The organism is Bartonella japonica (assembly GCF_040545385.1).
Classification (GTDB): Bacteria; Pseudomonadota; Alphaproteobacteria; order Rhizobiales; family Rhizobiaceae; genus Bartonella; species Bartonella japonica.
The window spans coordinates 1-15,650 of record NZ_JBEPLT010000004.1 but is presented as its reverse complement, the minus strand read 5'-3'; the positions used below and the strand labels follow the sequence as shown (position 1 = coordinate 15,650).

Below are 15,650 nucleotides of genomic sequence, written 5' to 3'. Positions count from 1 at the left end.
GGTTATAAAGGCAAAAAAGAGAGGCTTTTCAAATTTTCGCAAGAAAATGGGAAAAAACCATAAGTCCTTCAGGCCAAGGTCCGTGGCCAGATTCTGCATTGATATGACCAGATTGACCTGCATCAACAAAGAGCGATCCCCAATCATTGGCAAGATTTTCTGCCACTGAGAATTGACAAAATTCATCATTTTGGCTGGCTATAACTACGGAGGGGAAAGCGAGTTTTTTACGATGATAGGGACCAAATGTCATTAAATGTTTGGGGCGTATTTTTTCATTGGCTACATCTGGAGGTGCAACAAAAAAGGCGCCACAAACTTTGTCTGCGTTTTGTTGTGTTGCATGAATAGCTGTAGGAACTCCTAATGAGTGGGCAATAATCACAACAGGTTTTTGAGCTTGTGCTATGGCGCGTTTAACTTCATTAACCCATTCTTCACAAACAGGTTTTGACCAGTCCGTTTGTTTAACGCGGCGGGCTGTAGATAATTTTTTTTCCCATCGTGTTTGCCAATGATTAGGACAAGATCCTTTGTAGCCAGGAACAATAAGAATATCGAGTTGACTGACTTTCATAAAATTGTTTCCTTCATTGCAATAGTTACTTTGTCATAGACAAAACACAATGTATTGATTTCTTATATGAAATTTATGATTTTTCAAAGATGCGTTTAAAAATTGTGTTGATATGTTTGGTGTGATAAGAAAGATCGAATTTTTCGCGAAGTTCTGCTTCACTTAAAGCTTTTGTAACTTCTTCGTCATTGAGCAATTCTTCTAAAAAATCTTTTCCTTGTTCCCAAACTTTCATCGCATTTCGTTGTACAATTCGGTAAGAATCTTCACGGCTTACTCCAGCTTGCGTGAGTGCTAAAAGTACGCGTTGTGAATGCACAAGTCCACGGAACTTATTGAGATTTTTTTTCATATTTTCTGGATAGACAATTAAATTGTCAACGACAAAAGTGAGACGAGTAAGAGCAAAATCAAGTGTAATAGTTGCATCAGGAGCAATATAACGCTCAACAGATGAGTGAGAAATATCACGTTCATGCCAAAGTGCTACATTTTCCATCGCAGGCATTGCAAATGCACGGACCATACGCGCTAATCCAGTTAAATTTTCGGTTAAAACTGGATTACGTTTATGGGGCATGGCAGATGAACCTTTTTGCCCAGGTGAGAAATATTCTTCTGCTTCAAGGACTTCTGTTCGTTGTAGATGGCGTATTTCTACGGCTAATCTTTCAATAGATGAAGCAATAACACCAAGTGTTGCAAAGAACATGGCATGACGATCACGTGGTATCACTTGGGTGGAAACTGGTTCAGCATGCAATCCAAATGCTCTTGCTACATGTTCTTCAACGCGTGGATCAATGTTTGCAAAAGTTCCTACAGCTCCTGAAATAGCGCAAGTAGAAATTTCTTCACGTGCTGCAAGAAGACGCTTACGACAACGAGAAAATTCAGCATATGCAAAGGCAAATTTAAGTCCAAATGTTGTTGGTTCAGCATGAATGCCATGACTTCGCCCAATCGTTATTGTCTCTTTATGTTCAAAAGCACGTTTTTTTAATGCTTCAAGAAGTTCATCTAAATCCCTTAATAAAATATCACTGGCACGCATCAATTGAATATTGAGTGTTGTATCTAAAACATCTGACGATGTCATACCTTGGTGGATAAACCGTGATTCTGATCCGGTAAATTCAGCTAAGTGTGTTAGAAATGCTATAACATCATGCTTGGTGATCGCCTCAATTTCATTAATGCGATTTACATCAAACTTAGCAGAACTTCCCTTTTCCCAAATAATTTTTGCTGCTTCTTTAGGAATAACACCTAGATTTGCCAATGCATCGCAGGCGTGCGCTTCAATTTCGAACCAAATACGGTATTTCGTTTCAGGAGACCAAATTGCTACCATTTCAGAGCGAGAGTAACGTTCTATCATAATTTTTTCCTTATTGTGAGAGGGTTGCAGCTTGGCGCAATGCATGAATACGTGTTTTATAAAGTTCTTTGTTGCCATTTTTATAAATTGCAGAGCCTGCAACAAAGACATTTGCACCAGCTTTTGCAGCTATTCCGATTGTGTCAACGGTGATACCACCATCCACTTCAAGATCAATAGGCCTGTTCGCAATCATACTTTTGACGCGTTTGATTTTATTTTCCATTTCTGGGATGAAGTTTTGTCCACCAAAACCAGGATTAACCGTCATGATCAGGATAAGATCTAATTGATCGAGCAAATATTCAAGCACATGTTCTGAGGTACTGGGGTTGATTGCAACTCCTGCTTTTTTCCCCATTGCTTTGATTATTTGTAGTGAACGATGAAGATGTGGGTTAGCTTCAGCATGAATCGTTATAATATTTGCACCAGCCTTTGCAAAAGCTTCAAGATAAGGAGTTTCTGGTGATATCATCAAATGAACGTCAAATATTGCTTTGGTTAATGGGCGAAGTGCCTTGACGATATCAGGACCAAAAGTAATATTAGGAACAAAATGTCCATCCATGATATCAAGGTGAAGCCAATCTGCACCAGCATCAATAACATCCAATACTTCTTGGCCAAGTTTGGAAAAATCAGAAGCCAAGAGCGAAGGTGAAATAAGATGAGAATGAGGCATTAAAATCTCCTTGATAGGCTGTTTTTTATCATGTCGTTCTTTATATTCAAATATCTTTTGTGTTATGACGTAAAAGAAAAGGTAGGTGTCATAGATCTTTTTATGAAAAGATCACTTGAAATTTTAAAGCTATATTTAAGTGAACAATATGCCAAATCATACAACACATTTAATGCCTGAGATTCAACATAATATTACTGTTTCTTCGCAAGAATATCGAGATGCTATGAGTCATTTTGCAGGTGCTGTGCATATTGTAACAACAAATGGCATTCAGGGAAAGCGTGGAGTTACAGTTTCAGCTTGTTGCTCTTTATCAGATGATCCTCCAACACTTCTTGTTTGTCTCATGCGTCATAATCCTAAGAATCGGTTGTTTATGGAGAATGGAAATTTTTGCGTGAATAGTTTGGCAGGAAAACATCGTGCATTGGCGGATATTTTTTCAAGGCGTTGCAATTACACACCAAATAAAGATTTTCATAGAGATCAATGGGGTACATTGCAAACCGGTGCACCTAGTTTATTAGATGCTTTAGCATCTTTTGATTGTCGTTTGATTTGTTGGCACGAGCATGCAACTCATTATGTTTTGATCGGTGAAGTTGTTGCAATACACTGTAATCATGAAAAAGACGCTTTGATGTATTTGAATCGAGGTTATCATACTTTGCCTTTTTAAAGATTTTTACTTTTTTGCATATGAGAAATGATTTATTATTGGTGTATTTCAAGCTTTTTCTAACCAGTCAGGGAGGTTATTTCGTATGATTTCAAAGTTTGTATTTTTTTAGAAGCTTATAAAGATAACTGAAAAGGAGGAGAAGTCTTTGCCAGCATTATATCAAGATTAAGAGAAGTGTATGCTGTGTGCAAAAGTAGCTGAATATTTAAACTGTAGCTTTAAATGTATTGGTTTATAGGTATAAAAAAAGCATTTTACACTTGTATTGATTGATATTGCACAATATATAGTCCGCACATACCATATATGGAGGTTTTTATGGCATGAGCGAAGAGATTGATGATCAATATCACCCCAGTGAAGATGAGCCTTTTATGAATGAGCGACAAAAGGCCTATTTTCGTGCTAAATTAATTTCTTGGAAGAATGATATCTTAAGAGAAGTCCGTGAGACTTTAGAAAATTTACAGGAAGAAAGTGCTTGTCAACCCGATTTTACTGATAGAGCGTCTTGTGAAACTGACCGCACAATTGAATTACGTGCTCGTGACCGTCAGAGAAAGCTTATTTCAAAGATAGATGCTGCTTTGGAGCGTATTGACAATGGAACTTATGGCTTTTGTGAGGAAACTGGCGAACCTATTAGTATAAAGCGTCTTGAGGCTCGACCGATTGCAGTTTTATCGTTAGAAGCACAAGAACGCCACGAGAGACGAGAAAAAGTCTATCGTGACGATTAAAATCGATTAGGAGATACAAAGAGTATACTTAGGAGACACAAAAAGTATACGGCGCTAGAGTTGCGTATTTTACTTTTTGAAGGCAGGGATAAATAAAAAGGGCTCTTGTCTTCCTTCAATTTCAGCACTAGTTATTGAATCTTCAACCTTTTGCTTTATAAAAGGGGTAGAAGTTCTTCTTTGTGTGTTTTCCCTTCCATTTACGGAAAAAGATCTTTTCCCTGTAAGATTAAGATTTAGATTTGTTTCTGTTGTTGTTAACACTGGCTGTGTATGTTGTTGTGTGACACGTGCATTGATGACATTGGATTCTACAACAACATCTGTTAATCCACCGATAAGAAGCAAATGTTCTTTATCATCACAACGTACGAGAATAAGACGACGTGTGCGGTCGATAGCAATCGTCTCGCATAGAGTTAATCGTGAGGGATGTTTTTTTATGTTATTTCTAGAATTTTCTGTATTGAAACGGCGTGAAAACAAGATAACTGTAGCAACAGCTACAATTATTATGATGAAAAACGCAAAACTTATAGTTATATGAGATGCGGATGTACCTAATAGGTTTGATAACCAGATATACATGGAATTTCTTTCGCTTAAAATGGAAATGTTATTTATGATAGGTTTGTAATACTCTTAAAAGGTTTACTTACAATAAGCAAAGATCTTTTAAACATAGAGTAATTTTTCTTGGGAAGATATTATCCATGCTATTATTTAATAATCATGATTATAAAAGCAATTTCTTGTATAAGAAACAGCCATAATCAAGGCAAATGAAATGGGTAAAGGTTTTGGAATAGTGAAAGATCATCGTCTGTTTCCTGTATCTCGAGTGGTTGTGATTCTTGGTGTTGTTTTTGTAATAGCTTTTTTTCTCATTATCGGTATTCTGGATTTCTTTTATCCACATAGCTATTTACAAAAAGTCGAGTTGGTATCTCTTTTGGCTTTAGCGGTTATAGGGGTTTCTGCACTCGTTTTGAGTGGAATGGGGGTCTTAAGATATCATGCAGCGAAGTGGCATGAAGACTTTGATTTTAGCATTTTTAATAATACTGATGATGCAATTATTGTTTCCGATTTGTCAGGTTTTGTTTATTATTCTAACCAAAGTTATCGAAACATTCTTACCTATAAGCCTGAAGCATCTTGTTATATGGTTCTTGCTGGTCTTCCAGGGGCTGGCGTACTTTCATATCGTTTAAAGGTTGCTGCCTGTAGTAATCTTGCGGCGCAAGAAGAATTAAGAGTGGAACAGTCGATTTTTTCTCATTCTACACAAAGAAAATCTGTTTGGTATAATATTTCTGTTCAACCGATTACGAAGGGGAGGGAAAAGTTTTTATTTTGGCGCATTGCTGATATTTCGCATTTACAGGAATGTCGTGAAGTTTTTTTCTCGAATCTTCAAGAAGCTATCAATCACTTAGATCAAGCTCCTGTTGGTTTTGTATCCGTTAATACACAAGGGACAATTCTTTATGCAAATGCAGTTTTTTCTGAATGGTTTTCGATTGATTTAGCAAATTTTACTATTGGTCAATATAGTTTTGATCAATTATTTGATAATATTGGAGAAAATATTTCGTGGAATGATATTTGTTTGCAAAATAATAAATATCAAAGCTCGGGTTACTCTTTGCCTTACGTATTTTCATTGTGTTTAAATTCAGAGTTCGGTATTAAAAAAATATTGAATTGTTTTATGCGTGCTTCTTCTCTTTTAGAGAACGAAACTATTTATCGTATTGTGGCAATTCCACAGCAGATACAAAAAGAAGAGGGTGATGATCCATCAAAATTACCTAGTGCATTAATGGGGTATTTTGATGTGAGTCCATTTGCAATAGCAGTGGTGGACCAAAAAGGGCATTTTATACACATGAATAATGTCTTTTCATCACTCATAGGATGTGTGAGCAAAATTGTTAATTTTTATGATGTTATTTCTCGTCGTGATCATGCACAGTTAGAGCGTGCCTTTCAAAGGATTATGAGAAATAAAAATTCTTCAGTCTCGATAGAAATCGTTTTAGAAAATAATGAAGAGCGCCATTTGCGTCTCAATATGATCCCTGTAAAACCATATTATGGTGATGGATTACAAGATTTTGTTATTGTCTCTGCTGTAGAAATAACAGAACAAAAAACACTTGAAGATAAAATGATACAAAGTCAGAAAATGCAGGCTGTTGGGCAGTTGGCTGGTGGTATTGCACATGATTTTAATAATGTTTTAACAGCAATTTTGATGTCGTGCGATCTTCTTTTAAATACACATCGTAGTTCTGATCCTGCGCATGCTGATCTTATCAATATCAAAAATAATGCTAATCGTGCGGCTGCACTTGTGCAGCAATTATTGGCTTTTTCTAGAAAGCAGACACTTAGACCTGAAGAAGTTGATTTTACAGAATTTTTATCAGATATTCGCAATCTTATATTACCCCTTTTAGGCAATAATATTCGATTAAAAATTATTCATGGAAGAGATTTATGGAGCGTTGAAGTTGATCAAGCATCTTTCCAGCGTGTGGTTATAAATTTAGTTATCAATGCGCGTGACGCTATGCCAGATGGGGGTGTTGTTACGATTGCGACAAATAATATTACAAAACAACAAAGTGCTGAATTTGATTATGTTGGCTTTTCAATTGGTGAGTATGTGCAGTTGACGATTTCAGATACAGGAACTGGTATACCGATCGCTATACAAGAAAAAATGTTTGAACCATTTTTTACAACAAAAGAGGTTGGAAAAGGAACAGGGCTTGGTTTATCAATGGTTTATGGAATTATCAAACAGACAGGTGGTTACATTTACTGTGATAGCGCAGAAGGAAAAGGAGCAACATTTCATATTTTTCTTCCTCGTTATATTCCTGAAACAGATAGTAAAATTTCTCTACAGATTGAAAAAAATGAAGAGCAAGAAAAAAATACAGATTTAACAGGGGTGGCAACTGTTCTATTAGTTGAAGATGAAGATGCTGTCAGAATGGGTGGAGTAAGGGCACTTCGAATGAGAGGATATACTGTTTTAGAAGCTGCAAGTGGTGTAGAGGCTCTTGCTATTCTTGAAGAAAATAAAGGAGCTGTTGATATTATTGTTTCTGATGTGGTGATGCCAGAAATGGATGGACCAACTTTGCTTAAGGAAACGCGTAAAAGCTATCCTGATATCAAATTTATTTTTGTTTCTGGTTATGCAAAAGATGCTTTTACTAAAAATCTTCCAGAAGATGCTATTTTTGGTTTTTTATCTAAACCATTTACACTCAAACAGTTAGCTATAACAGTTAAAGAAACACTTGAAGAGTGAAGTGAAAATTTTGTGTATTTTAAAAAAAATTAAGATAAAGATTTAGAGTATATTGCAAAATAAGCACCATAACAGCAATATATGAAATTTATAACCGAGTGACTAAGAGTCATTTAGAATTTCATCATTTAAGAGTTCAAAAATTCCTGTATAATCTGTACAAAAATTTTCGAAAACGAAGACTTTATTACGCCAAAATCTTATAGAGTTCGAAGTATAAGCGTTGAAGGTAATGTGAGGTGTGATAATTGGAAAATGTCAATTGACGCACTCAAAGGGATAGAAGCTGTTGTTGATCATCTATCATTTTATCATTTCCTTCAATGAATATTTTTAAGGCTTCTGGATAAAGTTTGTGTTCAGCTTTAAGGACTCTCTGTGCTAAAATATCAACGGTATCATTGCGACACACTGGAACAGCTGCTTGAGCAAGAATTTTTCCTGCATCCATCTCTTCTGTAACAAGGTGAATAGTGCAACCAGTGATTTTAATACCTGCTTCTAAAACCCTTTCATGGGTATTTAAGCCTTTAAATGAGGGAAGGAGAGAGGGATGAATATTCAAAATTCGTTCTTCATAAAGTTTTACAAAATGCGGTGATATGAGGCGCATATAACCAGCAAAACAAATCAGATCCGGTTGATATTTTGCTAGAACTGCTAAAATAGATTCTTCGTGCGCTTCTTTTGTTGGGTAGTTTTTTCGATCAATGATATGAATAGGTAAATTATAGTTATGTGCCTTTTCAATACCCATAGCATGAGGGTTATCGCAAATAACGGCGATGATTTCAGCAGGATAATCTTTTTGTTTACTCGCTTCAGCAAGAGCGACCATATTGGATCCATTACCAGAAATAAAAACAATGATTTTCTTTTTCATAAGTGAAGTGCACCTTTATAGAGAACTTTTTTATCTTGGCGTTTTGTTAAAATGCCGAGTGATGTAACTGTTTCTCCTTGCATTTCAAGAGCTTTCGTAATGGTTTCAACTGTGTGCTGTGCTACGATAATTATCATACCAATTCCGCAATTAAATGTTCGTAACATTTCCGTTTCTTCTATTTTACCTTGTTTGGCAATCCATGAAAATACGGGAGGAACATGAATAGCCGAAAGATTAATTTCAGCGCAGAGAGAAGAGGGGAGAACACGTGGGATGTTTTCCGTAAATCCTCCGCCTGTGATATGAGCAAGAGCTTTGATTCCTTGGTATTTCTGTATAATGGGGAGGAGGGATTTTACATAAATGCGTGTTGGAGTGAGCAGTGCTGTACCGAGGTCGATTTGAGGATCAAAAGGGGCGGCATCATTCCATTTCAGATGGCTTTGTTTGATGATTCGTCTTACGAGAGAAAAGCCGTTGGAATGAATTCCAGATGCGCTAAGTCCTAAAATGATGTCGCTTTCTGTAAGATCTTTTGAAGGAAGTAATGCATTTCGTTCGACTGCACCTACAGCAAAGCCTGCTAAGTCATAATCCTTTTCTGCATACATATCAGGCATTTCTGCAGTTTCTCCTCCAATAAGGGCAGCGCCTGCTTGTTTACATCCTTCTGCAATGCTAGAAACGATTGCGGCACCTTGTTCAGGATCAAGTTTTCCGGTTGCGAAATAATCGAGAAAAAAGAGAGGTTCAGCACCTTGTACCAGCAAATCATTGACGCACATAGCCACAAGATCGATCCCAACAGTGTTATGAATACCGGTTTCAATAGCAATTTTTAATTTTGTTCCTACACCATCATTAGCTGCTACGAGAATAGGATCGATAAAGCCTGTTGCTCTTAGATCAAAGAGGCCACCAAAGCCGCCAATTTCTACATCTGCACCTGTTCGTTTTGTTGAACGTATGTAGGGTTTAATTTTTTCTACCATGGCGTTACCTGCATCGATATTTACACCGGCTTCTTCGTAGGTAAGACCACATTGGGATTTATTATTTACGAGATCTTGATTACTCATGGGAGCCTTCCTTGTAAAAAATCAGATTTTGATATTATGCAATGCCATGATAGAGTTGTCTCCGCAAGAGATATTGATATTTACTTTTGAAGAAAATGAGCAACTCTTCTTGATCTGAGTGTGAAGAAGCTTATAATTTTTGTGAAGAGTTTTTGTAGGATATTTATGAGTAAGATACCAGATAATCATGATCGTTCCGCTTGGCAGCTTATGAATAAGAAAGCGAAAGAGAATATAGTCCGTAGTCGTTATAAGGCTTATGTGCCAGCTTATACTCAAGTACCGTTACCGAACAATATGAAAACGCAAATTTTTTTTTGGCTTGGTACATTAGTCTTTTTCGTTCTTTTTATGGTTGTTTTTGGTTCTGTTTTACTTCCTTTTGTGGCAGGAATTGTATTGGCTTATTTCCTTAATCCGATTGTTCAATTGCTTGAAAAAATTGGTATTCATCGTGTTTTAGGGACTATCCTTATTACCTTGTTTATTGTTGTTGTTTTTGTTGCTGCTTTAATTATTTTAATTCCTATTATCAGCTGGCAAATACAGCAATTTATGAGCGATGGTTTGCCTATTTACATTAATCGTATCCAAACTTTTTTTTCTGAACATGATTTTGGTTGGGTTATGCGCTATTTTGGTAGTGATCCAGGTGAATTACAGAGTAATATTAAAGGTCTATTGGGACAAAGTTCTGATTTTATCACCTCTCTTTTGAATTCGCTTTTGAAATCAGGAAAATCTATTGTTAATATCGTTAGCCTAATCGTTGTAGCACCTGTAGTGGCATTTTATCTATTATTAGATTGGCCACGTATGGTTGCAACAGTTGATTCGTTAATACCGCGGGATCATCTCGAAACTGTTCGTAGCATTTTTTATGAGATGGATAGAGCAGTTGCTGGTTTTGTTCGTGGACAAGGAACGGCGTGTTTAATATTGGGAGGGTATTACGCTATTGGTTTGACTGTCACAGGACTTAATTTTGGTCTTTTGATTGGTATGTTTATTGGTCTTATCAGCTTTGTTCCTTATATTGGCACGATGAGTGGTTTTCTCCTCTCTGTTGGTGTTGCTTGGGTCCAATTCTATCCAGATAATTGGGAATGGATCGTCGTTATCATGATTATCTTCTTAATTGGACAATTCATTGAAGGATATATTCTTCAACCGAAACTTGTGGGATCATCAGTGGGGTTACATCCGGTGTGGTTAATGTTTGCACTTTTTGCTTTTGCTTCACTTTTGGGTTTTACTGGTATGCTTGTTGCTGTTCCTGCTGCTGCTGCTGTTGGTGTTTTGGTTCGTTTTGCTCTTCATACTTATCTTAACTCTCAGATGTATTCGCGAAGTGGAAATTCGGAGCTGATAGAATGAATGGGCGTGAAACGCAGTTACCTTTAAATTTTTCTTATAATCCAGTTTTCCAATTTGATGATTTAGTGGTAACAGAAAGCAATCGTATGGCTTTTCAGCTGATTGATCATTGGCCCAATTGGGTTTTGCCACTTGCAGTTTTGGTCGGAAAAGAAGGATCTGGTAAAACACATTTTTCTAGCGTATGGGCGCAGAAAGCTGATGCTATAAATCTTGATCGTAATAAAGTTGATCAAGCTATTTCTGTAGCTTCTTCAGGAAGATCATTCTTAATTGAAGATGTTGATACGGGTGAAATTAATGAGACAGGACTTTTTCATTTAATTAATAGTGTTAAGCAAGCAAATCTTAATGCACGGCAAGCTACTTTATTGATGACTGCACGTACAGTACCCTCAGCGTGGAATTTAAAATTAAATGATTTAAAAAGTCGCCTTAATTCGGTTATGTTGGTTGCAATTCATCAGCCGGACGATGCATTACTAACAGCTGTTGCTTTTAAACTTTTTTCCGATAAGCAGATTATTGTTCACCCTGATATTGTTTCTTATCTCGTAAGCCGTTGTGAACGTTCTTTGTTTTCATTGAAGCATGTTATTGATTCTGTTGACCGTTTGGCATTACAAAGAAAAAGCAAAATAACACGTGCTGTCATTGCTGAAGTTCTTAATACGCATAACTAGTAAACACTGTTTTTTAGTGTGATTTAAATAGTTAGATAAAACGTGTTTGTGTCTTATTCGTTGTTTAGGTTGTAGATAAAACCGTTACTATTTCTAGTTTTCTGCTTTTTTATATATGTTGAGAAGGGAAATAAGGTATTTATTGACTTCATGATTTTTAAGATCTTTATTTGTATTTTTTCACAGCTTGTAAAATTGTATGAGATACTTGAAAGTGATTTTAGGAGAAAGAAAGGTTTTCTTTGTTTCTCTAATCACGTTTTTACGGCTTGAGAAAAATATTTGTTCTTTTGTTCATTGCTTTTTTGTAAGAAACCATAGAATTTTATAATAAGAATGATTGAGAGGATAGAGAGGTGGCAGGTAGAATCAGTTTTCTCATGATGTGTATTGGATTTTCTATGAACATAATGTCGATGTTGGGGTTTTATGCTATTTAGAAATTTTTATTATATTGAGATCGTTTTTGTTAACAAAACTATTCATTTTGAATGTTGTTGATAGTATCAAATTCTTCTTGAAGCGATGGAGGAAGGGCTTTGTGGGGAAATAAGTTGTTTAAAATGGGATAGATTCTTGAGGAGGTATTTTTTTTATTTATATCAATAAAATGAAATATTGAGCAGAAAAATTTTTAAATTTGTAAAGAAATACAACAAAATTAAAAAAAATGTGTTTTTCTCTTGCACTTCTGTTGCGAAAATTTTAGGAAATGTGCATCGAATAAATGCAAATGGCGGAGCGTAGCGCAGCTTGGTAGCGCACCTGATTTGGGATCAGGGGGTCGTAGGTTCGAATCCTATCGCTCCGACCATATTTAGTAATATGTGAAAGAATGGCCCAAAGTGGGTGCGTGTGGTGAGAAATTATCATTCAAGTGTTGTGTAGTCTGAAGGAAAGTAACTATGATCGCACATATTTATAGTCCTGCGAAGACTGCTATGCAGTCAGGTAAGGGAAATACTGGTTTCTGGATTCTGCGATATGAACCGGTGCAGGCGAAAATGCTTGAACCTCTTATGGGGTATACGGCAACTTCTGATATGAATAGCCAAGTAGTGCTTCGATTTAATAGTAAGGAGGCGGCGGTTGCATTTGCGTGCAAAAGTGGTATTTCTTACCGTGTGGAAGAACCACATAAGCCGATTCGGCGTGCTGTTTCTTATTCTGATAATTTTCGCAGTGATAGGCAGCAGTCTTGGACGCATTGAGTTAGGGATACTGTTTTGAATTAAGAGAGTCATGAAGTTTGGTCCCGTAGCTCAGCAGGATAGAGCAACGGCCTTCTAAGCCGTGGGTCACAGGTTCGAATCCTGTCGGGATCGCCATAAAAATCTTTTCTGCGTATAGCTTATTTGTTTTTTCATATTTTGAAACATTCGGTTCAGGTGAACGAAAATTCTCTGGTGGAGATTTTGAGGTACGGTCTGTAAAATATGTTTTCTTCTTTTACGAATCGTTTTTTCAGCACTTTTTTGTAGAAGTAACATCGTATTGTTTTCGGAGTAGCTCTTAAAAAAAGCTTTTACATTTTTTAAATTATAATATTCTGTATATTAGTTGTACGCTGAGCAGAATATTATGGTTATTGGTTTCAATCTGACAAAAGATATTTTAAAATATTAAGAAGTCGGCACATTTATATGATTGAAAAAATGAATAGAAAATAAAAAGTGGTTAAGAGAAAAACTCACGGATAAAGAGTAACAGTTTCCTTATGAAATAATCCGCGCTTGTTTAAAGTGTGAAGATGATTTTTCGTTTTGTGGAGTGAATAGTATTTTTTAGCTTTTTATTGATTCTTTATTTTTCTCATCTCAAGAATGCGATAGATTATATTTTTCATACTTAAGCATTGATTTTTAAAACTTAAGTTCACCAAATCTTTCCATAAATGGGGTGCGAGAGGTTTTTAAGGATTTTTATGAGAAGAAGAGATATTGTGGACATTTTCTTCAGGTTTAAAAAATCTTCTGATTCGTAATAATTGGGAGGTGCATTTTAAAATCTGCTTTCATTGTAATGAAGTACTTATTCTTCTAGGAGAATTTTTTAGAAGTTCTCCCCCTTTGGTAAAATCTCATAAAAACTTTGTATTGATTATTCTGAACATATTTTAGATATGATACAAAATTTTTAGATGTATCTATAGAATTTTATCTTCTTTAGAGATTCGCTGTACCAATTGGTATGAAAAAAAGATCACAAATCTGTAGGATTTAGATGAAGATACAGCATCTCTTTCAAGAATAGAAAAAAATGCTTGTTGTAAGGATTTTACAATAAAATCTTCTGATTCGTTTCATTGTGAAACTGTCAGCATATTTGTGAGATTGCTGAGCTATTTTTCACAACAAGATTTAGAAGAATTCAAAAAATTATTAGAGAAAATTGGCAAAAGAAAACATGTTCTATAGATCACATGCTAGAAAATCCTATTCCTGTTTTTATTTGTATGTCCCTTATCTTAAAAAAGTAAGCATAAAATCAATATGCTGTTTATAGTACAAGGAAATGGTGGGCGTGACAGCCCCACCAATTTACAATAAAATCAATAGTTTATCTAAAAGTTCGGGAATTTTGATTCTATTGATTTTGTTATGTTTTTTCTGCTTTATCCCTAACCTTTTTGAAGCTTTTTGATAGCTTCTATTGCGAGTTTTTTACGGTCGGCACTTTGAGTGTAGAGTGATGCCATTTTGTCTTCTGTCCAGCCAAAAAGCGCTTTCATTTGTGAAAGTGTTGCACCTGAATTGGCAGCACGTGTTGCTGCTAATTTTCTCAAGCCATGAGCTGATTTTTTAATGTTGGCTTCATTACAAGCTTTTCTAAATAGATTACCAAAGCTTTCTTTGGTTAATTTCTTACCACCTTTTCCGCAAATGAATGTTTCATCTCCGATAGGTCCAATTTTAAGAGTTTTGGCTAATTCCGGCAAAATAGGGAGAAAGACATCTGTTTGGAATTTACTTTTTTCTGTTTTTAAATGAATAATATCATCTTTAATATCTTTCCAACCGATGCGAATAGCATCACCTCGTCTCAAGCCTGTATAGAGAAGAACATCAATCCAAACGCGTTCATGTGTACCATGAGTCCATTGCTTATAGTATTTTTCTATGTCTTCTTCTGTCCAAGCAGGGAATCCCTCTTTATTTTTGAGAGGAGGTCTTTTTATACCTAAAGCTGGGTTGTCTTCTAAAAGACCTTGCTCAATTGCCCATTTAAAAAGACTATTAAGTGCTTTCAAAAAGTTTCTAGCGCTTGCTGGGGTTTCTTTACGTCGTTCAACACCAGCTATGATATGTTTTTTTTCAATGGCTTGGTATGGAATATTTCCTACAGAATCGCAAATTTTCATTAGAATAAGTTCTTTTTGCCTTTGTGTAGTTTTAGCGAGACTAAACCAATCGATGCTATTAAAATACTGTTTAAGAAGCCATGCAAATGAACCTTCAACAAGTTTACTAGGTTTTGATTTATGGGGTATAAGCCCTTGTAATTCCGAAATTGCTCTTTTGTAGTCGTCAACAAACTCTTGTGTTCCATAGGTTCCACGTACTCTGATGCGTTGACCGTGATCAATTCGCACATACCATATAATTTTACCATGACGTGTACGTTCACGAACAAGATGAGGGGGGCGTGGTTTTGGCATGGAATTTTATATTTTAGAGAGCAAAGTTTCGTAATAGTCATCCTTTGACATATCTAATAATTTGTCAGGATTTTTTGCTGAATTAGGTATTGGTATATCTGATTTAAGATAGATAAGGAGTTCTCCTGTAGGCTTGATTTCTATGAGTTCGCATCCTTGTTTTTTTGCTTCTCTTAAAGCGCGTGCGATAGCTGGTTGTGTTATGGTGGGAAGGCGATGCGCCATGTTTTTTCTCCTTACATTGAGATGCAATTTCTCCGTGGCGTGAATCACGCATGTTTTGAAAGTTGTTATGAAAGGGCGGGGGTGCTAAGGGGGGGGAAGAGCACCCCCATAAGGTTCATGCAGCTTTTGTAGAGAGTTGTTTTATCTCTCGTTCTATCTCTGCTAAAAAGGTTTCAACAGCTTGATGAATCTGTTCAATTTGTTTTTCATCACGATGCACGCGTTTGATTTTCATGCGTAAGTGAGATGATTGGTTTGTAAAACGTGGATCATAGCTTACAAAATCACACCATTTTCGTCCTGTACAAGCCATTTGGAATTGCATTTGTGCGATATATTCAGG

The 15,650-nt window shown here is 36.0% G+C and carries 14 protein-coding genes, 2 tRNA genes and 1 pseudogene; 8 read left to right on the top strand and 9 right to left on the bottom strand.

Features of this window, described 5'->3' with window-relative positions; genetic code table 11:
- Window positions 1–28: 28 nt before the first annotated feature.
- From ABID39_RS02860 to rpe, 3 genes are all read right to left on the bottom strand, one after another.
- Window positions 29–577: an RBBP9/YdeN family alpha/beta hydrolase gene (locus ABID39_RS02860; protein ID WP_354185847.1), complete on the bottom strand. Its 549-nt coding sequence runs from the start codon at window positions 575–577 to the stop codon at window positions 29–31.
- 73 nt (window positions 578–650) lie between these two features.
- Window positions 651–1,958 (bottom strand): adenylosuccinate lyase, encoded by a 1,308-nt coding sequence (gene purB, locus ABID39_RS02855; RefSeq protein ID WP_354185845.1) that lies wholly within the window; start codon window positions 1,956–1,958, stop codon window positions 651–653.
- Window positions 1,959–1,968: 10 nt separating this feature from the next.
- Complete coding sequence (rpe, locus tag ABID39_RS02850) at window positions 1,969–2,643, bottom strand: ribulose-phosphate 3-epimerase (protein ID WP_354185843.1); 675 nt, start codon at window positions 2,641–2,643, stop codon at window positions 1,969–1,971.
- A gap of 148 nt (window positions 2,644–2,791) precedes the next feature.
- Here rpe and ABID39_RS02845 point away from each other — a divergent pair, with 148 nt between their 5' ends.
- Entirely contained in the window at window positions 2,792–3,325 is a 534-nt protein-coding gene (locus tag ABID39_RS02845) for a flavin reductase (RefSeq protein ID WP_354185841.1), read from the top strand.
- A gap of 326 nt (window positions 3,326–3,651) precedes the next feature.
- Window positions 3,652–4,068: an RNA polymerase-binding protein DksA gene (dksA, locus tag ABID39_RS02840; RefSeq protein ID WP_354185838.1), complete on the top strand. Its 417-nt coding sequence runs from the start codon at window positions 3,652–3,654 to the stop codon at window positions 4,066–4,068.
- A 69-nt stretch (window positions 4,069–4,137) separates the two neighbouring features.
- Here the strand turns inward: dksA and ABID39_RS02835 are convergent, their stop codons facing one another.
- Window positions 4,138–4,656: a hypothetical protein gene (locus ABID39_RS02835; protein ID WP_354185836.1), complete on the bottom strand. Its 519-nt coding sequence runs from the start codon at window positions 4,654–4,656 to the stop codon at window positions 4,138–4,140.
- A gap of 199 nt (window positions 4,657–4,855) precedes the next feature.
- Between ABID39_RS02835 and ABID39_RS02830 the strand changes: the two genes are divergently transcribed.
- Complete coding sequence (locus ABID39_RS02830) at window positions 4,856–7,399, top strand: ATP-binding protein (RefSeq protein WP_354185834.1); 2,544 nt, start codon at window positions 4,856–4,858, stop codon at window positions 7,397–7,399.
- A 271-nt stretch (window positions 7,400–7,670) separates the two neighbouring features.
- On the opposite strand, the gene purN is transcribed toward ABID39_RS02830, so the two are convergent.
- Together purN and purM are read right to left on the bottom strand one after the other, a co-directional pair.
- The gene (gene purN / locus ABID39_RS02825) at window positions 7,671–8,282 is read right to left on the bottom strand and encodes a phosphoribosylglycinamide formyltransferase (RefSeq protein ID WP_354185832.1); all 612 of its coding nucleotides are present in this window, start codon (window positions 8,280–8,282) and stop codon (window positions 7,671–7,673) included.
- Window positions 8,279–9,364: a phosphoribosylformylglycinamidine cyclo-ligase gene (gene purM / locus ABID39_RS02820; protein ID WP_354185830.1), complete on the bottom strand. Its 1,086-nt coding sequence runs from the start codon at window positions 9,362–9,364 to the stop codon at window positions 8,279–8,281. Before purM ends, purN begins: the two co-directional genes overlap by 4 nt.
- A 165-nt stretch (window positions 9,365–9,529) precedes the next feature.
- Between purM and ABID39_RS02815 the strand changes: the two genes are divergently transcribed.
- The 5 genes from ABID39_RS02815 (at window position 9,530) to ABID39_RS02795 (ending at window position 12,752) form a co-directional block, all read left to right on the top strand.
- Window positions 9,530–10,741: an AI-2E family transporter gene (locus ABID39_RS02815; RefSeq protein WP_354185828.1), complete on the top strand. Its 1,212-nt coding sequence runs from the start codon at window positions 9,530–9,532 to the stop codon at window positions 10,739–10,741.
- Entirely contained in the window at window positions 10,738–11,424 is a 687-nt protein-coding gene (gene hdaA / locus ABID39_RS02810; RefSeq protein ID WP_354185826.1) for a DnaA regulatory inactivator HdaA, read from the top strand. The genes ABID39_RS02815 and hdaA overlap by 4 nt, the downstream gene beginning before the upstream one ends.
- 737 nt (window positions 11,425–12,161) lie before the next feature.
- Window positions 12,162–12,238 (top strand) — tRNA-Pro (locus tag ABID39_RS02805).
- Between the two features lie 91 nt (window positions 12,239–12,329).
- Entirely contained in the window at window positions 12,330–12,635 is a 306-nt protein-coding gene (locus tag ABID39_RS02800) for an ETC complex I subunit (protein ID WP_354185824.1), read from the top strand.
- Between the two features lie 40 nt (window positions 12,636–12,675).
- Window positions 12,676–12,752 (top strand) — tRNA-Arg (locus ABID39_RS02795).
- A 1,292-nt stretch (window positions 12,753–14,044) separates the two neighbouring features.
- On the opposite strand, the gene ABID39_RS02790 is transcribed toward ABID39_RS02795, so the two are convergent.
- From ABID39_RS02790 to ABID39_RS02780, 3 genes and pseudogenes are all read right to left on the bottom strand, one after another.
- Window positions 14,045–15,082: a tyrosine-type recombinase/integrase gene (locus tag ABID39_RS02790; protein WP_354185822.1), complete on the bottom strand. Its 1,038-nt coding sequence runs from the start codon at window positions 15,080–15,082 to the stop codon at window positions 14,045–14,047.
- A 6-nt stretch (window positions 15,083–15,088) separates the two neighbouring features.
- Window positions 15,089–15,307, bottom strand: coding sequence for a hypothetical protein (locus ABID39_RS02785; RefSeq protein ID WP_354185820.1), 219 nt, complete (start codon window positions 15,305–15,307; stop codon window positions 15,089–15,091).
- A 115-nt stretch (window positions 15,308–15,422) separates the two neighbouring features.
- Window positions 15,423–15,650 (bottom strand): annotated as a pseudogene (locus tag ABID39_RS02780) (lambda exonuclease family protein); the annotation flags it as partial.